Source organism: Paenibacillus sp. RC21 (assembly GCF_044907935.1).
GTDB lineage: Bacteria > Bacillota > Bacilli > Paenibacillales > Paenibacillaceae > Paenibacillus > Paenibacillus terrae_A.
This window is the reverse complement of record NZ_JBIYCS010000001.1, coordinates 937,310-956,159: the sequence shown is the minus strand read 5'-3', so window position 1 is coordinate 956,159 and position 18,850 is coordinate 937,310. Positions and strand designations below refer to the sequence as shown.

Sequence of the window (18,850 nt, the reverse complement as noted above, 5' to 3'; positions counted from 1 at the left end):
CGGAATAACATGAGAAAACCTCCAGCCGGTAAAGGGTTTGGAGGTTTTGACGTGTATCCACAGTTGGTATGGAACATGACACCGAATTTATCGGTTAACATGCCTTGGACCGGCTCCAGAAGGTCTTCTGCTGAGGCCCTATAATTAAATATATGTATTTTTATTTAATCATCCAAACGCGTACCAACAAAGCGATGAACATCAAGTCATCCGTGCTCTATCACTTATACCAAAGTTTAAATTTTTCCTCTGCTCGTTTTTGAACTCTCTGTTTAACGTGTTACAAAAAAACACTGATCTGAATGAGCTTTCCATCAGATCAGTGCATAAAAAAATACGAATGATATTCAAGAAATCCAGAAAGTATTATTTATCAGGTCCGAATACAAGATTTGCGGATTGCTTGGCCATCTCAATAACGTTCATAACCTTCTCGCTATGCTCAAGCATGACTGCGACTTTTTCCAAATCATGTTCTTTGATGATACGGTCAAATTCAACGAATTCGTCATACATGCGATGCGGATGCTCTTTCAGATCTACCCGAATTGACTTTTCCTTATTGAGGACATAATCAAAGCATTCGATGACATTCGCTGAACTTGCCATGTGTATATATCCTTTATTGCCTTGAATGTTCACTGCATTGGGGGCTGTACTGTCCTTGGAACCTATGCAGACACACTTAAAATCACCGTAATCCAGCAGCAACATACCTGAAGTATCAATACCACGTTCCATATTTGCCCAATACTCCACCTTCTCAGGGCTCCCGAAGAAACCAACAACCAAATGAATATTATATAAATTAATATCCATCAAGGCTCCACCAGACATTTCCGGGTTAAAGGCAGGTAGGATTTCTCCCGCTTTGAAAGCTGCATATCGTGATGAATATTGGGAATAATTACATTCCACTATTTTGATCTCACCCAACTTAGGCAGATACTCCTTCATGGACAAATAGTTTTTTAGATATTGAGTTGTAATGGCTTCCACTAATACCAGTTCTTTTTGTTGAGCAATCTCTTTAAGCTCTATGAATTCTTGTAAATTGGAAGTGAACGGCTTCTCACAAATGACATGCTTTCCGCTCATTAATGCTTCTTTGGCATATGAATAATGAAGATGATTTGGCAGCCCGATGTAGATTGTATCTACATCATCATTCTCAAACATTTTGTTGTAATCCGAATAGATCTGGGAAATCCCATACTTTTTCTGCAGAGACAGCAATTTTTCCTGGTCACTAGGTCTTGAGCTGATTGCCTGTAAGGTAATTGTAGGGATTTCCTGAATAAAGCTTAATAAATCTCCCACAATCATTCCTGCTCCAACGATTCCCAATTTCATTTTAGCTGCACTCCTCTATGCCTTTTTCAAGTATTTCCATAGCAGTTATTGTTTCTTCGTCTTTAATCACTTTTTCTTTGCCATGTACGATTGCTTGATAGATATCGTCATACACTCGAGCATAATCGCCCTTTTCAGAGACCACTTTTTCTTCATGATACTTGCCTTCATCATCCAGGTACGTTAGAATTCCATAATGCTGAGGTAAATCAATACCAAAATCGGCGTGCCCCTTGGGAAGGTAAAATAATTTTAGGTGTTCCTCCTGGCGGTCCTCGGTTTGTTTCACGAAAACACCCTTTTTACCATATACAACAAAACTTGGCCGCGCTTTTAAGCGGAAAAAGCTCGATTTGATGGATACTTTGAGTGAAGGATAATAAAAGTCTAGATCAAAGTAATCATTCATTCTCCCGGAGCCCAGCAATTGACGAACATCGTAATGAATCGTGTCAGGCTTCCCGAAATAGGATAGCACTTGGTCAATGGTGTGAACTCCATGCCCATATAAATAACTGTTATATTTGGAAAAATGGGAGGTGGCGTTCGGGATCTCCGGTCGATAATAATCGTAATGCATTTCCATCTCCAGCAGATCTCCAAGTTTTCCTGATTCAATCACTTTCTTTGTAGTGAGGAAATCCGAATCATATCGTCTGTTCTGATAGCATTGGATGACCAAATTTTTCTCTTTGGCGTATTGGAAGATGGACACCGCTTCATCTTTTGTTAACATGAAAGGTTTCTCAACAAGCACATTCTTTCCGTGGTCGAGCGCCATTTTCGCATAAGAATAATGGGACTCTGTATGTGTACAGACAACAATCAACTGAATCTCCTTATCATTCATTAAGGCTGCAATATCATCTGTGTAAAGAACGCCAGGCGTTTTCTCCCACTCCGCTTTATCTGGATTACGGGCGTATATCGTCTTTACTTTCAAGTGATCTCGGTTCAATGAAAAAGGAAGATGATAACGGTTGGTGCTTTTGCCATTCCCAATGTATCCGATGGTCAACATATTCATTCCCCCTCAGGCTCTTTTTCATTTATTATAGAAGAAGAAAGTCGTGCGTAAAGGATTTGCCGCCATAACGGTACATTCGACCAATGATTTGTATCAATGACGGTTTATTTTTAAACAAAATGTTTATTTGATGTTCTTGATCCACGTTATTTCAATTAAGCTGGGGTGAACCTGTTGAAAATACTGACGCAATTATCAGACATGCATAACTTTACACCAAATGAAAAAAGCATCGCTTCCTATATTTTGACTCATAAGGAACGTATCCTTCACTTAACTGTTCAAGAACTTGCGAAAGTTACGTATACCTCGCATTCCGCGATTAACCGTTTAACTCATAAACTTGGACTATCTGGCTTCAAGGAGTTCATTATCAAACTTGCTCTGGAATTCCAGCAAAACACCCAGAACATTTCCAATGTGGACCCCAATTACCCTTTCAGTTTGGGTGAGTCTTCACTTCAGGTGGCAAAAGAGATTGCGGAATTAATGAAGGAAACCATTGAAAAAAACTTTGCATTTATGGATGATGACTTGCTGTCACAAACAGCTCAGTTGCTGGATCGAGCAGAAAGAATTTTCATCTATGCCTTAGGCGATTCACAAATCCGAGCGAAAAGTTTTCAGAATAAATTGTTTAAAATCAACAAATATGTAGTCATTGCCACCGAGCTATCCGAATGGGCTCACCATACCATCAATCTTACACCACGAGATTGCGCCATTTTCTTAACCTACCATGGAAAGTCGCCGAGTTATATAAAAGTTGCTCAACATTTCAGACGCGAGAACATCCCTTTTATAACGATCACAGCGACCAATCAAAGTGAATTGGCAAATCTCAGTACGATCTGTATACAGGTTCCTAATGACGAAGTGAAACTTGCCAAGATTGGTACATTTTCTTCGCAAATCGCCTTTGACTACGTGTTAAACGTTATATACTCCTGTATCTATAAAATCGACTACTTGAAAAACATGCAAACCGCAACAGAATCGTTTAAAAAGTTCTATGCCAATGACATGATGAATGATGTATAGAATGAATTGAATCCTCTCCTTCGTCTTCATAGATAAAGAAGTGGCTAAAAGGAGGCTGACGTAACCATTAGAACGGATCCTAAGACTGCAGAGGTTTTCACGCGAAGGCTACTACAAATGGCATAAAAAGATATCTGCTAACGATGTAATTTTGAATGAGCGATGATCACCAGTGTTTTCATGCAAAAACCGAGAACCTTAAAACAAGAAAGCCGCCAATGTGGCGACTGTGTGTATCAATGGTTAAATCCATTGTCAATATAATGCCCGTACTAGCGTTACGTTTAGGGCGTGTATTCAAACCTAAGCAAGCCAGATCATAATCGAAGCCAACGTCAAAAAAGCCTTGAAGGTACATGTCAATTTATCAAAGCGATTAGCATTTCGTAGCCCATGACGGAGTCGTGACGCTGTCCCGCCGTCAACTCTAAGCGCAGCGGATTACCTAAAGCATCCACAACGGCGTGAATTTTAGTGATCAGTCCGCCTCGGGACCTTCCTATAGCCTGAAAATACGGCCCCCTTTTGCTCCGGCTCCGTGCTGATGGACACGAACAATGGTCGCATCAATCCTTACACTTTCGAAGTCGGGTAACAAATTTGTTAGAATACACTCTTATTGAATTCTAAAATTTAACTAATATTTGCTCAGACCTCTTTATTTCTAAGGAATTTGAACGCTTAGATGCCACTATGATAACTCTTTGGGCCTTCTCCATATCGTGACAGAACATACCATCCCTTCTTGTCCCTTGTCTTCTTAGCTTAAGGCCGAGTGACATTAGTGGTTAAATATAATTTCCGGCATTCAAATTTTTTACGAAAGACGAAAATGTAACTTCCTATAAACCGCTTAAGCCATTTGCAGCCCTCTCCCCATTTTCTTGGCCAAGGATGCAAATATGGATAACTTTTTGACGTATCGGATATCTCCCCGTAAGTAACCTGCACCTTTATCCAGTAGAATGAGCAGGCCATCGGTACTTGAAGTGTTTTGCTATCTCTTCTTTAAACCTCTTTGTCTGCGATCGAACGGTAATGATCCGTTATCACTACCAATCGGCTCCCTTCTATATAAAAATCGTCTCCCGCTCTCCACGTATGGCTCTTTTTGTTCTGTCTCCGCTGGTATACATAATTGAAAGGAGATGTAGCATACGTTTTGAATCCCTTTTTTCTGCATTGCCTCAAAAAGGTTACATCCTCCCCGATTGAGCGGTCGGTGAAACGAACCTTTTTTAATACTTCCTTTTTAAATAGAATGGTACCACCTTGTACAAATTCTACATGTTTATTCGCTTCTTTAGGTGATCTGATCAAAAGCTTCTTGGAAGCACTCAAATAAACAAGACAAGAATGCTTGCCCACAATATCACTCTTGGTGCGCTTCAGCTCTTTAACCTGCTCTTTCAAGTAAAACGGCGAGTAGTAGTCATCATCATCAAATTTAGCGACCAACGAGAGTCGGGCCCTCGTCATTCCAGCATTTAAACATTGCCCTAATGATATGTTTTCAGGAACTTGATATACGGTAACATGGGCAGAGCCCCTAACGCGGTTTCGGTATAACTGCAGGTTCATGCTGTCATTATTCAGAATGATAATAAGCTCTTTACTTTTATAACGCTGTCTTCTGTAATTTTGCAGAATGTTGTCAAAAAATTGCGGACGATTGGTACATGCAATAATGGAAACACCATTTCTGATCTCTTTTTTATTCAAGGGTCGCCCTCTTTTCTACTTGTTTGTCTTTCATCATATGAACAAGAATAGAATAGGGTGTAGGCTAATAGAGAAGTATAAAAAAACGACACCTATACAATTCTCTCCTTTGGTACCATCTAAAATCTGTTTATACTGCTTTTGATGAATAAGACTACTCTTACTATTCGTTGTATCGTTATTTGTTTACATTTCCTTCTTATGCTTCCGTTTCAGCTTCAGATTAGCTACAACCATATAAAAGAGTAGGTACCACAAAAAGTGTTAGAATGGTTGAAAAGATCAGGCCGAATATAATAGTCGCTGCCCAACAGTTTGAATAGAATTTCTCCCATCGTAGCAATGGGGGATCATCCCGACAATCGCAGTTCGAGGTAAGCAAAATCGGACGGAAACGGGCAGAGCTGCTGCTAAGTTCGCAACAGTATAGATGGCTTCTTACGGTATGCTGAGAGACCTTAAGAGGAATATTGAAAGGATATCATTTGAAAATATAAATATTATTGTTATTATAGATATAGAGATTCAGTGAAAACTGCGGTCTCTAACGATGCGTAAAGGAGTGATGATGAATGCTACACATATTAATGGTTAACTTTCCGGCAGAAGGACATGTGAACCCTACGATAGGGATTACGCAGGCCTTTGCAGCACGGGGAGATCAGGTACATTACATTACAACTGAGAAATACAAGGACAGACTCGAAGCAGTTGGAGCAACGGTTCACCTGCACCCCGATCTGATCAGGACTGCTTCCATCAACACTGCATCTCCGGCCGGATTGAACGCATTTTTGAACATTCATATTCAGACTTCGCTGGACATATTGGCAATTACTCAGAAGTTATCCGAAAATATTGATTTTGACTTTGTATTCTATGATAGATTCGGAGCTGGTGAGTTAGTTAGAGATTATTTGAATATCCCAGGTATTGCTTCATCACCATCCTTTTTAATTTCAAATAATCGGATGGCTAGCAATCTCTTTAGCTCTGAAGCAAAAGTGCCATTTCAGCTTGATGAACATGCCACGGCTTCACTGCATCTCATGAAAGAAAGATTCGGGGTTGCTCCTGAGGATATGGTTCAGTTTATGAACAATTCAGGGGAGCTGAATGTGGTATATACCAGCCGATATTTCCAACCGGACGGTGACCGTTTTGGTGAGGAGAACCTTTTTATCGGTCCGAGCTTCCCTGAGCGCAAAGGGGAACATTCTTTTCCTTTGGATGTATTACAAAATAACAAGGTTCTGTATATTTCGATGGGAACAGTTTTGGATCATGTTGAAGACTTTTTTAACACCTGTATTGAAGCTTTTTCCGATTTTGAAGGCATGGTTGTGATTGCAGCTGGTGAGAAGGCTGACTTTACGAAAATCAATCCGGCCCCTGAGCACTTTATTATTTCTCCTTATGTTCCCCAATTGGAGGTATTACGTCATGCAGATGTATTTATTACTCATGGTGGAATGAACAGCGTGAATGAAGGGATTCACTTCAATGTTCCCTTGGTCGTACTGCCCCAGGACAAGGATCAGCCGATGGTCGCGCAGCGGTTAACGGAACTTCAAGCTGGCTATCGAATAACCAAAGAGCATATCAATGCACATTCGTTAAGAGAGGCTGTACATGAAGTGATATCGAACGCAGCGTATAAAAAAGGAATACAAAAAATAAATGATAGCTTCCAGCAATCCGGCGGGACAGAAAAAGCCCTCGCAAAAATTGATGCTTATCTTGAAAAAGAACTCGCGTAAATCGCGGGCTTTCATACAAAAAAAGAGAAACCCTACGTCATGGAAATGACCGGGTTTCTCGACAAGCTGAGTTCCAAACTATTACTTTGAAATTGTTTTTACAGAAGCAGTTATTTTGTAATCGTGATTTGTTTGGATACAGCGTTATAGTTCACCTGATAGCCCGAAAGCTCACTAATGACTCGTAATGGAACCAGCGTGTGCCCGTTAATAATAACCGGAGCTGTGATGTTCGTCGAGTAATTCCGAGAATTGTTTAACTCGTACACTGCAAGGGTCGAATTCTTGACTTGAAGCACCACTTGTTTGCCATCGGTAAGGCGATTCATGATAATCTTTTTGGTCGCTTTATCATAGTTCACTTGGTAGCCCACACGTTCACCGATAAAGCGCAGCGGGACCATCGTTACCCCATTTATCACTCGTGGTGCCTGAGCCATCGTCGTAGTACGCCCATCGACATAAGCTGATGTAGATCCTGGTGTCAGGGTGAATGAAGTTGAATATGAGGAAAACGCATTGTTAGAGTATGAAGACGCTGTGCCAGAAGTCGATGTAGCTGAGCTTGTCCCGGTCGATGAGCTACTGGTACCAATCGCTCTATTGCGAATAGCTTCCAGCCGATCCAGAAGGTCGCTTTTACGTGTCCCGCTCGGCAGATCACTGATTGCGTCTCTGGCAGACCGCCAGTCGGAGGCGTTCAAACTGTTTTCCGCAATTCGCATCAAATCTCTTGCTTTCTCATAGTTGGATGAACTAGATGAAGACGAGGAATAGCTATAACTATCTGCACGTTCTGAGATCTTTACACCGCTAGATTCCCTTCCACTGCTATTTACGCTTGTGACCTTAATCTCATACCAGCGTCCTTCACGTAAATCCGTAATTTTGTAGGATTCAGAGGATGTAGTGCCCCTATAATCACCATCAACATATATTTTCACTTTTTCGGCCTGACTCGGCATATCGTAAGTAATTTTGATCCAGGTATCACTCTTGCTATCTACTTCAAGATTGGATACTTCCGACGAATTGGAGGACGTGCTGTTCGTTGTGGCAGTCAGCCTCACACCGGAGGACAATGCACCTGTGCTTCGCTTGGACCTGATCATAAACGTGTATGTCTGGCTTGCCGACAGATTGTTGAATGTATAGGATGTTCCTGTTGAATCGGTTACCAGTTGTCCGTCCTTATACAGACTGACCGTACTAATTCCGCTGGGCCTCGTCCAGGAAACAGTAACGCTATAGTTATTAACTGATGTCACTGAAGCTCCTGTTACTTCTGGCACTGTATCGACGGTGAGCGCTGTTGTCGTAACCGGAATATTGACCCCTCCAGATATGTTGCCGGATTTGTCCACTGTCTTAACTGTTACCTTATAGTTTGTCGAAGCAATCAATCCACTGAACGTATAGGACGTCCCTGTAGTTCGCTGCACCTCTTTGTCATTTAAATAGATAATGGCTTGGTTCAGGTCAGCATCCTTCGGCAATATATAATTCACAGTAAAAGCGTTGTAACCCACATTCGTCGCTGTCAGCCCGCTTACCTCTCCTGGTGGTGTCTTATCTACAGGAGCATCAACGGAAGCTGTTTTAGTCTGTACTGTAGTACCTTGAGATTCATTACCACTCTTACCCACCGTCTTCACTCGGAAGGTATATGTCGTATTCGGCTGTAAGCCGCTCAGCGTATAAGAGTTACTTAGGATGTTATCTACATACACGTCGGTGCTGACACCGATCACCTTTACATGGTCAAAATTGATGTCCGACGGGTTGGTCCAAGACAAATTCACCCTTGTTGTATCTAACGGAACCGCTGTCAGATTGCTCACCTCTGCTGGTGCAATACTCAGAGCAGCGGATTGGCTCGCCACCGCATCCGTCCCTCCCCAGATACCATATCCCGTATTTAAAATCAGTGTAGCCGTTGCGAACGGAGCCATCCATTGGCGCAAGCGCTTCTTATTCATGATCTATGCTCTCCTTGATAACAATATGTATTTGTCTAACCAGTAAGCAAGCTTACAAAAATCCACTGCTGCAATACATAATTGGCAATATTTGGCATGAGCAGTAGGTGCCCATTTAATAGTTATCGGAATATTTATAGGAAATGTTTAGACTGATCGACTCCATTGAGTTGTACTTCCGTTCCCAGACTATCAGTACAAGCTCTTGCCCCAATAGAAGAACAAGGACTTGCATACATAAAAAACCGCGCCCAGCGCGGATACCAAAGATAATCGTATGATTTATGCTTGATTTCAGAATATCCGATCTAGCGGGCGCACCCTACCGTACTGGCGTACATCGTCCGGCGTTATAGCGAACAGCATATTAAGCAGCTCGATCTGAAAGCTTCCTGGTCCTTCCGTGCCTTTTCGTTCCGCTGCCATTTCAGCAGCAACACCATATACAGCAAGCGCTGCCATACCAGCAGTAAGCCTGTCGTTTTCGACAGCAGTGAAAGCGCCCAGTACCGAAGTTAATAGGCAACCAGCCCCGGTAACTTTGGTAAGCAGGCTATGGCCATTTTCAATGATCCACCCTATACGGCCGTCGGTAATGACGTCTTCTTTGCCGGTGATTGCAACAATGGTATTCAGTTGATGGGCTGCTTTGACTGCAAGTTGTGAAATATTCAAATCACCTGTTTCTCCAGCATCGACACCTTTAATCTGCATGTCTTCGCCAATGATTTGTGCAACTTCAGCAGCGTTACCACGAACAATATCCACCTTGACCCGATCCAGAATACGGAGGGAGGAGGCTGTGCGGAATGGAGTCGCTCCCGCACCCACGGGATCTAACAGCACGGGTACCCCATGTTCATTAGCCGATAAACCAGCCACAATCATAGACTCTACGAGTTCTTCATTTAACGTACCGATGTTAAGTACAAGCGCCCCTGCAATTCGGGCCATATCTGCGACTTCCTCTTTGGCGTATGCCATAACTGGTGAAGCGCCGAGCGCGAGCAGTCCGTTCGCCGTGAAATTGGTGACGACCACATTGGTTATATTGTGAATGAGCGGATTCGTATCCCGCATATTTTGTAGCAACAAAGCCATATTATCTAACACAAAAAACAACCTTCTTTCTTCAGGAACCTGTGAAAGGCTGTTGGCTTATACATATGTATACACTTATATCCCTACGCTGGCATTATCCAACAGGTTCACACGGTCTACGACGGCTTAGTCGTACTCTCAGCTTGCTTCCACAGGCTCCCGTTATATTTTTTTCTAATGTTACGGGTTCGTCGTACAAAAATCAACAGGTAATTGCCATAAAGACATGGATCGCAATATGTAGAAAACGTTTGGAGGTTTACTTTTTGGACAAATCTATCGCCTCCTCCCCGTCTGCTGTTGTAGCCGCTGATGGATCGGGTGACTACCTTTCTCTAATTGAAGCCTTAGCATCCAATGAAACAAATATTTTTGTGAAAAACGGTATTTACAATGTTTCTTCTACTGTGCTGATTCAAAATCATGCTACAAAAATACAGGGTGAATCCGTTGAACATACGATACTCCGTCAAACCGATCCTTCAAAGGACTTAATTACAATTAACGCCAATGATGTTTCAATTACCCGTTTAACCCTAGATTCATTAACTCACTCTGCTCAAGCAGCTCTTGTTATTGCATCCTCTAACCGTACCCGCATTGAAGGAAATAAAATTTTAGGTACTGCAAGTATTTTTGCCGTATACTTTGCGGGTCCAAAGGTGGCAGCAGGCGCAGAAACGATTGCAGCAGTAGAAGAAAATCATCTCGATAATGAAAATGTGTTTGAAAATAACACCGTATATTCTGATTTTATAGGGGATGGCATATCCTTTTCTCTTCAGAAAAATGGTAAAGTGCGCTATAACAATGTATTTGGCTCCTCGATCTCTTTTTATATGTGCCGTGATTCCGAAGTATTGGGCAATCTCATTAAGGATTCTCCTCTCTCCGGTATCTCTTACTCATTGCCCGCTTATAACAATCGCATTGAAAGGAACATCATCCTTCGTTCGATCAATTCAGGTATTCGTGTTTCCCGCAATTTAGAGCACCCTATTTCATTAAGCAGTCGATACCATGGATTAGAGATTGTTTATAATATTATCTTGGACACTCGCTTTTTTGGCATTGAACTGGATCAGCTCTCTGGCGGTATTAACGTGATGTTCAACACGATTGATCATCCTGATTTCTCGGGCATCCAGGTTTTGCGATGTTCTAAAATCAATATTTCCAGTAATAACATTTCTAATTTTGGAGCATGGAAAGGGCGTGGTAAAATTCGTGATTGGACGAGTGATTCGAACGGTATTTATCTGGAAACGGATGTTCAACAATCCAGCATTCATTTAAATGAAATCATATCCAATGGAAATGGGGATTTTGGCATTCGGGTTACGAAGGAAACTTCTCAAAATCGTGTTTATTTCAATCAAAATTTAGGCACTTATGTTCAGTATTCCTTATGTATAGAGGGCAATAATTTTTTGAAATAATATTGCCCTAAGAAAAATTTTATGCTTATACCGTTGTATCTGTCCACTCATTCATGCCACCGATCATATTAACCGCATGAAAACCTTTTTCGCCAAGTAATTCACATGCCAGCCCGCTGCGGTTTCCGCTTCTGCATACCATAATCTTTTCTTACTTCGGATCAAGCTCGTGTTGTCTTTCCAGCAATTGACCGAAAATGACCTCCTTAACGGCTTTTTACTAGAAGCTGAATCGCTTCCTTAACAAGTTTATCTGTATCTCCACCAGCTTCTTGCTCTTCCAATATACAACGTTGCAGATTCTCTGCTACGATTTGGGCAATCGCTTTATCTGATGCGTTGCGTACGGCAGATAACTGGCTTACTACGTCCTTGCAGGACTGTCCTTCATCCATTAAACGAAGTACCCCACGCACCTGACCCTCAATTCTTCTCAGGCGCGTTTTCAGTTCATCACTATAATTGTAATCCATAAGGTATAGACTCCTTTTTGATTTAATCATATACATGTATAGGTATATTATAAACCAAAAAAATAATTAGGACACCCTAAATGAATAGATTTACCTTGCCCTGCGAAGCATCCCCCAGGTAGGCAGCTACTCCGGCATATTCCAAACCGTCCATCATCTCTTCCTGTTGAAGCCCTAGCAGATCCATGGTCATGGTGCAGGCCACCAGCTTGATTCCCTGCTCTTGTGCCAGCTCAATAAGCTGCGGAAGGGAAAGCGCATTATGCTTTTTCATGACATGCTTGATCATCTGCGGGCCGAGTCCTGCAAAATTCATTTTGGACAATGCAAGCTTTTGGGGTCCACGCGGCATCATCCAGCCAAAGGCTTTTTCGAGTAGCCCCTTATTTGTGCGTACGAGTTCCTCCTTACGCAGCGTGTTTAGCCCCCAAAACGTAAAGAAGATGGTCACTTCATGGTCGTAAGCTGCCGCACCATTCGCGATAATAAATGCAGCGATAGCCTTATCCAGCTCCCCGCTAAATAATACGATGGTTGTTTTTTGCTGAGTATATTCCTGATTCATCCTGTAAGCTCCTTTTTCACTACAACTTTCTTATTTAAACTCCTAATATGGAACTCCAAATTTTAATGGCAGTAAGAAGGATCAATACCACTAAACTGTATCGCAAAATAACTGGATTGATTTTCGCACTCCATTTGGATCCCAGAGATGCGCCGATCAAACTCCCCAATATCGTAAAAGCAGTTACGATAATCGGAATATGGCCCGTTGATATTTTACCAATCACACCGCCAATGGCGGAAATGAACACAATAGCGAGTGAGGATGCAATGGTCGTTCGGGTAGGAATCTTGAGCACGGTTAACATAATGGGAATAAAATGAATGCCCCTCCTGCACCTACGACGCCTGATATGATACCGACCAAAAAGGCAGACCCCACCGCAATCCATTTGTTAAACGTAATTTCGCTTGTGGATTGTTCGAGTTTCCCTTTATTTGGTATAAACATCAGCACGACGGCGATCATCGCCAGCATCCCGTAAATGATATTGATCACTTGTTCGTCCAGAAAATGAGATACCATTCCGCCGATCAGACCCAGGAGCACCATAATTCCATACAGAAGAATATCCATCATGCACCCACTTTAGTTGTCATGTATGGCACAGCGGTTAGGTCCTATTTCCATGTCTCGCTGTTCTTCTTCCGTTGGTGCTTTTTTTCCCATGTTGGTCTGCCGAATTTCTTGATAGGCATTAGGGTGTTCTGGTAAGTTAGCAGTCACTCTATTTCTAAATTCAGTCTCACTTTGCAGGCTTAAACCCGGATTCGTCTGGTAAATGTCTGCTAATCGTGCCGAAACTTTACCCCCTTTACCCAGCTTCGTGATGCTGCCAAAATGCGCAGGAAGTACGATCAATCTTCCGGCAAATCCTTGTAACGGGTATAAAGTGTGGTGTGCAGGTCGCCAACCCAATCCTCCACTTTCACCGCCAAATCTGGACGGCCAATGGATTGAATGAACAAAATGTCTCCGGTCAGCAGATATTGCTGATCCACAATTAGGGATGTGCTGCCGATGGTGTGACCAGGAGAGTAAATCGGCTGGATGTTAATCGTTGTGTTACCAACCGTAATGGCATGACCATCTTCCAGCTTGGCATAATCAAAGGTCAGCTCTTCAGCGTCTTTGGATGGCAGCCAATAGGTTGCCCCTACGCTCTCCGCCAGCTTTTCATCCCTCCTTGAAGGTAAAATAGTTGGGCCCGCCCAGCTGCAACCAACTGTTCCGCGACAAATATAGAAGACCCTTCCTTGGCGCAGATGACTAACACGGGTTCATTATCGGGAATTTGCTCCAGTACATGGCCAACGCCATCCAGCAAATCGAAATACGGAAGGTTGATAATCTCAATCTGTTCGCCTTCCACCTTCCAATTGTTAAAATCACTCTCGTTGCGGACATCTACAATAAAGAGACGTTCTTGATTCAAAATAATTTTGGTCAATTCCTGCGCTGTCATGGCGTTGATTTTTGTTGTGGTATTCATAAGGATTCGCTCCCCTCAGTCGCACCTGTCCAGGCGGATATGCCTAAAGGTACATTTTTGACGTTTTGGGCGCCTTTGGCTGCTAATTGCTGGCAGGCCAGGTCACTACGGACTCCGGTGCGGCAAATCACTACGATTTCTTCATCTACATTTAGCTCATCGAGTCTGCTTTCCAGCTCTCCGAGAGGAATAGATTTTGAGCCGGGGATGCGTTTGAAAGCAAATTCTGCGGGCTCACGGACATCGAGCAACGTTATTTTCTCGTTTGCGGATAGTTTCGTCTGTAATTCTTCATGGCTTATCGTCCATGGAAAGGTCTGTTCTTCCTTCGTTTCATCGGGATTGGATTTACGTAAATAATGCTGCATCACATCTCCCGATTGAAGAGTGCCTAAATATTGATGTCCGGTGTTTTGGGCCCAGCTCTGTAAATCGGCTAGTGAACCTTTGTCCGTGGCTTGAATTTCGATAACCTGCCCGGCATTGAGTTCATTCATGGCTTTTTTCGTTTTGACAATGGGCATGGGACAAGCAAGTCCTATGCAATCCAGAATTTGATCTGCTTGGATGTTAGTTGATGACATTGTACATACCTCCGCTTATTTTTTGAGGGGAATGTAATCTAAAATTTTCATTATACATATACCCCTATGGGTATAAAAATAACGAATCGCACTCTCTTTGTCAACCTATTTGGCAGTTGGCGTTCACAGTTGCACGAATGAGTCCCCTTGATATAGCCTCATCATAGATATTATTGACATTTTTTCAATGCGAGTATGGTATCCGTTATACCTGTTTCAAAAGGTGTCTTGGGTATAGCCCCTACAACACGCTCGTATTTGCTACCATCCAGCACTACAGGTGTTTGGGTCAGATATAGCATCTCTACGATTTCACGAATCACCGGATTAAATAATCCGATCAGACGAAGTGCGGTTTTTCGCAGCGGAAAGACAGGTTTAATTTTACCACTCGCTTTTTGTGCAATCTGAACAAGCTTTTTGCCGGAAATCACACCCGCTCCCGGTATGTTCCAATTTTGACCGTAAGCTTCTTCCAGGCTGGCTAATTCCACGATCATCACTGCTGCATCGGGCAGATACACATATTCGCGTGGGACATTTAAGCCTCCTATGAAAATAGCCGGTTTTCCAGCAGCCACAGCCTCTATAGTCAATCCTAAATAAGAGGATTTGTTGGCGGTAGGTCCGTAATAATCAGGCAATCTTGCAATCATAGGCCGTGCATGATCCCAGCGGGAACTGAATATAAGATTTTCAAATTCCAGCTTGACTTTTCCCTTGCGGGTATGAGGGTTTTTGGGATGTTCCTCATTCACTAAAGGGGTCAATGCCTTGCCGTACGGATAAATTCCGTCTATGATGACTATTTTCTTCCCTAAACGGTTGACTGCCTCCATGACGGATTCCCCCAAAGGAAGCTGGCGTGCCTCCATTTCGTGGTATGGAACAGCCGCACATTGGAAAATGACATCTGCATCCTTAACCGCAGCACTAACCTGATGCGGATCGAATACATCGCCTTTATAAACAGACAGATGCTTTGGCTGACCTAATGATGCTTGTAATTGCTGGAGCCTGTCGGAAGAACGTCCGAAGGCGATGGTTTCAATGCCTCTGTTGAGAAGTTCATGTAGAATTGCCAACCCAGTTCCTCCGGTTGCACCTAATACGATTGCTTTTTTCATTGTGAACACTCCTTAAATAGAATAATTATTTAGTGATTGATCAATTACATAACATTAAAATAAACGAGGTTAATCGTTTATTTTCATCAGCTCCGGCAAATCCAGCGACATTGAGATATTACAAAGCATGCCTCTAGCCAGAAAAAGCATCGTTCTTTCCAATGCCTGTTCAATACCTGCCTGGCGGAAGGCATCATATACCGCCGCATGAATTTCACGAAATCCCTGCTGCATCACGTTCACAACCACGTCCTCGTGGATTGTCTGCGCCTGCATTTGCAAAAGAATCTCATTGCGGTATTCCACCATAATTTGCGAATATGCTGCAATAAGCTCCTGCTCTAGCCGTTCAGACGAAACCGAATGAATAACTCGGTGAAAAGAGTCGATGATGCGTGCAAATGAAACCTTCAGCGCTTCAATCAGCAAAGCTTCCTTGGTAGCGAAAAAACGGAAAACATACGGCTGAGAAATGTTGGCCCGTTCAGCCACTTTGGCTGTTGTCGCACGATAGTAGCCCATCTCTGCAAATACTTCAATGGCGGCGGATATGATTTCCTTTTGGCGATTTATTGATGTTGACGTAGCTTTGGTCATGAAATCTCCATCCTTTTGTTCAACACAGATTCAGATTAGTGATTGATCAATTACTAAATCCAATATAAATGACACTACACGAAAATGCAATAGCAATCGCTCAGAAAAAATAAGTCGCCTCCGGGATGGCTACGGAAGCGACTCTTTTATTGTGTCTCAGATTATGGAGTCATGGAGTTAAAATACAATCTGACATAGTTGACCTTTTGTGTTTTTGTCTGATAGGAAAATACTAAATACTGATCAAGCCCGGAAGTATTTTTGATGGTATAACTGACTTCTGCTGTATCCGGTACGTCTTTGGAGGTGTCGTTCCTTTCGGTCGGCTTACCCAGTTCCTTAATGACTTCGTTGATAACCAGCTTTTTATAAGATGGATCGGATGATGTAATCTCTGTAACTTTATCGCTTCCATCCAGTACGATATCCGTATGATGCTTGGCGTAGCTCCGCAGATGACCGGTAGAGCCTGACTCGGATTTTCCCCACAGCTCGAACAAAAGATCGCTGCCCGTTCCCAAACCAAGACCCTTGGGCAAATTCGGAAGTGTCCCCTGCTTGGCTGCGCTGAGTATGCTTGCTGGATAACCGTGTGTGTTATTAGATGGCGCTGCACTGCTGGCAGGTGACTGACGGGCCGAGGTTGAGCCTTGCTCAGACACCTTTCCGGTATCCTGGGAACCTGCTGGACTCGGACTTTGCTGGTCTGTGTCCGAACCTTGCTTGTTCGCATCTGCACTCTTACTATTGTTGCCCGTTTGCTGAACCGTAGAATCGGTAGATGGTGCAACCGCGCCTTCCGTAATTGGAGCAGTTGATTTTGCTTCTCCGCTATTGCCGCATCCGGTGATGACAACGAAACTGATAGCCATCAAAGCAGTAGCCGTTATTAGCTTATAGGGTAGCTTTTTTGATTCATGTGGTTGATGTGAATGTTTTATCATGAGATCACTCTTTCCTTGTTTCAATGAGGTACAAACCAAGTGTAACCTAACCACATTTCCAGAATACCTCTACTTGTTTCCAACTTGTAAACAAGGACATTGAAGATCATCCAACATACACTATTTACGATAGTACGATCCTAACTGTTGTTGAGAAAAAGGATAGGGAGAATTGCTGTTTTTCAACCACATATTCCCTTTTATGATGAAGATATATACAGCAAAAGCAAAGTAGATTGTCCCCCAGATCCAGTCTGTTAGGGCCGGTGCATTGTACTCCACAATATCATGAATGTACCAGATTCCGACCGGAACATGCACGAGCACTGCCGTCAATAAACCAGGATTATATAAGGTTTTTGCTTTTATATTCACAACAATGCCATGCCAGACTACCTGGAAGAAGCCCATAAAAACAGGTGCGAGTCCAAGCCATACCACGCGTGGAAATAATATCGGGAGTAAATAAAACACATAGGCAATCAACACATTAATAATCATGGCTGATTGGGTGTTTAAGGGGTAGCGATCCGGGGTTTCACTTTTAAACATGACGTTGTTAAATAGACCGGCAAAATATCCAGGCCAGCGATACTCCTCAAATTGATGAAAAAGGATGGCTACAAAGCTTAACCATAAAATTCCCGTTATATCCGAAAAGATGGCCCTGTTCATAAGTAAACCAATACATACGATCACACCAATGATAGCCCCTGCGTCCTGCCAGTATTTTCTCAGAAAATTCATAGTATTCACTCCAGTCATTTATGATTTCAGCATTTTGCATCATTCGATTCCCAACGCTTAAAATTAGAATATATAGACAAACTAGACCGTTTTGATCTATATATTGCTAATTTGAAATCGCTCTTGGGATTGTTGCAAAATGCTCATTTATCAAAATATCTATCAAACAACAGGTTTAATTGTTCCTCGATTGAAGGCATTTCCACAGCCGCTCCGGATTCAAGAATCGGGCTCATCAATGCGGGAAGAAAAATAGCCCCAAATATTTGCAGCATCATTGCTAACAATCGCTCTGGCCGTTGCTCACCTGTCAGCTCCTTGATCGTACTTTGCACTTTGGGGAATCCCATCATGTTTAAAAACCTTCCGTATTCCTGTTGGGATGTGAAGGGCGTGCTGCCCATGACAATGACTCGTGAGAGCAGCTCCGGGTATTGCCGAATGACCTGTAAATAATCAAACAAAAATTGTTTCAGTCGATCTTGGGGTGGGATTGCTGTATCGTCCAAAATAGAAAAAGTGTGCTGAAAGCCAGTCAATATCACTTCAATGGCTTCACTGAGCAGATTTTCCTTAGAGCCAAAATAGTAATTAACCAGAGAAATATTGGTGGTCGACAGGTCGGCAATTTTCCTGATTGTAACGGCCTCGAAACCTTCCTTTTTAATGAATTCAAGCGCAGCGTGTAATATTTTTTCTTTGGTTTGCTGTTTTTTGTCTACGTGATTCATACTTCTCCTCCTCTTACCTGGTCCAATCAGAGCGGATTGAATAGACCAGAATTCTATAAATCAAACATAATTTAAAACAATGTTTAAATTTATGTTTGAACTCAGTTTAGCACTTTATATTTCGCAATACAAGCACAGTTTGATATTTAGCATATACAAAAACCCGCA

Annotated in this window: 17 protein-coding genes, 4 pseudogenes and 1 riboswitch; of the genes and pseudogenes, 3 read left to right on the top strand and 18 right to left on the bottom strand. The window is 42.5% G+C overall.

Features of this window, described 5'->3' with window-relative positions:
- Positions 1-366: 366 nt before the first annotated feature.
- Both ABIA61_RS04195 and ABIA61_RS04190 read right to left on the bottom strand, forming a co-directional pair.
- Positions 367-1,353 carry a Gfo/Idh/MocA family protein gene (locus ABIA61_RS04195; RefSeq protein WP_283656017.1) on the bottom strand — a complete coding sequence of 329 codons (987 nt, stop codon included), beginning with the start codon at positions 1,351-1,353 and terminating at the stop codon, positions 367-369.
- A gap of 1 nt (position 1,354) precedes the next feature.
- The gene (locus ABIA61_RS04190) at positions 1,355-2,374 is read right to left on the bottom strand and encodes a Gfo/Idh/MocA family oxidoreductase (protein WP_404520106.1); all 1,020 of its coding nucleotides are present in this window, start codon (positions 2,372-2,374) and stop codon (positions 1,355-1,357) included.
- 180 nt (positions 2,375-2,554) lie between these two features.
- Between ABIA61_RS04190 and ABIA61_RS04185 the strand changes: the two genes are divergently transcribed.
- On the top strand, positions 2,555-3,421 hold the full coding sequence (locus ABIA61_RS04185) for a MurR/RpiR family transcriptional regulator (protein ID WP_283656015.1): 867 nt from the start codon (positions 2,555-2,557) through the stop codon (positions 3,419-3,421).
- A gap of 395 nt (positions 3,422-3,816) precedes the next feature.
- Here the strand turns inward: ABIA61_RS04185 and ABIA61_RS04180 are convergent.
- The 3 genes and pseudogenes from ABIA61_RS04180 to ABIA61_RS04170 all read right to left on the bottom strand — a co-directional run.
- Positions 3,817-4,010, bottom strand: a pseudogene (locus ABIA61_RS04180) (transposase); the annotation flags it as partial.
- Between the two features lie 419 nt (positions 4,011-4,429).
- A complete protein-coding gene (locus ABIA61_RS04175) occupies positions 4,430-5,143 on the bottom strand; it encodes a glycosyltransferase family 2 protein (protein ID WP_404580339.1) in 714 nt (237 codons plus the stop codon).
- 186 nt (positions 5,144-5,329) lie between these two features.
- Positions 5,330-5,558, bottom strand: a pseudogene (locus ABIA61_RS04170) (efflux RND transporter permease subunit); the annotation flags it as partial.
- Positions 5,559-5,715: 157 nt separating this feature from the next.
- Between ABIA61_RS04170 and ABIA61_RS04165 the strand changes: the two are divergent.
- The gene (locus tag ABIA61_RS04165) at positions 5,716-6,903 is read left to right on the top strand and encodes a macrolide family glycosyltransferase (RefSeq protein ID WP_283656013.1); all 1,188 of its coding nucleotides are present in this window, start codon (positions 5,716-5,718) and stop codon (positions 6,901-6,903) included.
- Between the two features lie 110 nt (positions 6,904-7,013).
- Here ABIA61_RS04165 and ABIA61_RS04160 read toward each other — a convergent pair whose 3' ends face one another.
- Both ABIA61_RS04160 and thiM read right to left on the bottom strand, forming a co-directional pair.
- On the bottom strand, positions 7,014-8,882 hold the full coding sequence (locus tag ABIA61_RS04160; protein ID WP_283656012.1) for a fibronectin type III domain-containing protein: 1,869 nt from the start codon (positions 8,880-8,882) through the stop codon (positions 7,014-7,016).
- A 294-nt stretch (positions 8,883-9,176) separates the two neighbouring features.
- Entirely contained in the window at positions 9,177-9,983 is an 807-nt protein-coding gene (gene thiM / locus ABIA61_RS04155) for a hydroxyethylthiazole kinase (RefSeq protein ID WP_404580338.1), read from the bottom strand.
- Between the two features lie 63 nt (positions 9,984-10,046).
- Positions 10,047-10,156: riboswitch (TPP riboswitch) on the bottom strand.
- A 93-nt stretch (positions 10,157-10,249) separates the two neighbouring features.
- Here thiM and ABIA61_RS04150 point away from each other — a divergent pair.
- Positions 10,250-11,422, top strand: a complete 1,173-nt coding sequence (locus ABIA61_RS04150) for a right-handed parallel beta-helix repeat-containing protein (protein ID WP_283656011.1) — start codon at positions 10,250-10,252, stop codon at positions 11,420-11,422.
- 25 nt (positions 11,423-11,447) lie between these two features.
- Here the strand turns inward: ABIA61_RS04150 and ABIA61_RS04145 are convergent, their stop codons facing one another.
- The 11 genes and pseudogenes from ABIA61_RS04145 to ABIA61_RS04095 form a co-directional block, all read right to left on the bottom strand.
- The gene (locus ABIA61_RS04145; RefSeq protein WP_404529661.1) at positions 11,448-11,564 is read right to left on the bottom strand and encodes a rhodanese-like domain-containing protein; all 117 of its coding nucleotides are present in this window, start codon (positions 11,562-11,564) and stop codon (positions 11,448-11,450) included.
- A gap of 64 nt (positions 11,565-11,628) precedes the next feature.
- Positions 11,629-11,895, bottom strand: a complete 267-nt coding sequence (locus tag ABIA61_RS04140) for a metal-sensitive transcriptional regulator (RefSeq protein ID WP_044645886.1) — start codon at positions 11,893-11,895, stop codon at positions 11,629-11,631.
- 76 nt (positions 11,896-11,971) lie between these two features.
- Entirely contained in the window at positions 11,972-12,460 is a 489-nt protein-coding gene (locus ABIA61_RS04135) for a DsrE/DsrF/DrsH-like family protein (protein WP_404580337.1), read from the bottom strand.
- Between the two features lie 34 nt (positions 12,461-12,494).
- Positions 12,495-12,985, bottom strand: a pseudogene (locus ABIA61_RS04130) (sulfite exporter TauE/SafE family protein).
- A 63-nt stretch (positions 12,986-13,048) separates the two neighbouring features.
- Positions 13,049-13,952, bottom strand: a pseudogene (locus ABIA61_RS04125) (rhodanese-like domain-containing protein).
- Entirely contained in the window at positions 13,949-14,536 is a 588-nt protein-coding gene (locus ABIA61_RS04120) for a sulfurtransferase TusA family protein (protein ID WP_283656009.1), read from the bottom strand. The pseudogene ABIA61_RS04125 and the gene ABIA61_RS04120 overlap by 4 nt, the downstream one beginning before the upstream one ends.
- 170 nt (positions 14,537-14,706) lie before the next feature.
- Entirely contained in the window at positions 14,707-15,663 is a 957-nt protein-coding gene (locus ABIA61_RS04115; protein WP_404580336.1) for an SDR family NAD(P)-dependent oxidoreductase, read from the bottom strand.
- Positions 15,664-15,732: 69 nt separating this feature from the next.
- Positions 15,733-16,260 (bottom strand): TetR/AcrR family transcriptional regulator, encoded by a 528-nt coding sequence (locus ABIA61_RS04110; RefSeq protein ID WP_044645890.1) that lies wholly within the window; start codon positions 16,258-16,260, stop codon positions 15,733-15,735.
- 161 nt (positions 16,261-16,421) lie between these two features.
- Positions 16,422-17,204: a DUF4309 domain-containing protein gene (locus tag ABIA61_RS04105; protein ID WP_283656007.1), complete on the bottom strand. Its 783-nt coding sequence runs from the start codon at positions 17,202-17,204 to the stop codon at positions 16,422-16,424.
- A gap of 120 nt (positions 17,205-17,324) precedes the next feature.
- A complete protein-coding gene (locus tag ABIA61_RS04100) occupies positions 17,325-17,951 on the bottom strand; it encodes an HXXEE domain-containing protein (protein ID WP_283656006.1) in 627 nt (208 codons plus the stop codon).
- A 143-nt stretch (positions 17,952-18,094) separates the two neighbouring features.
- Positions 18,095-18,682 carry a TetR/AcrR family transcriptional regulator gene (locus ABIA61_RS04095; protein ID WP_283656005.1) on the bottom strand — a complete coding sequence of 196 codons (588 nt, stop codon included), beginning with the start codon at positions 18,680-18,682 and terminating at the stop codon, positions 18,095-18,097.
- Positions 18,683-18,850 lie beyond the last annotated feature (168 nt).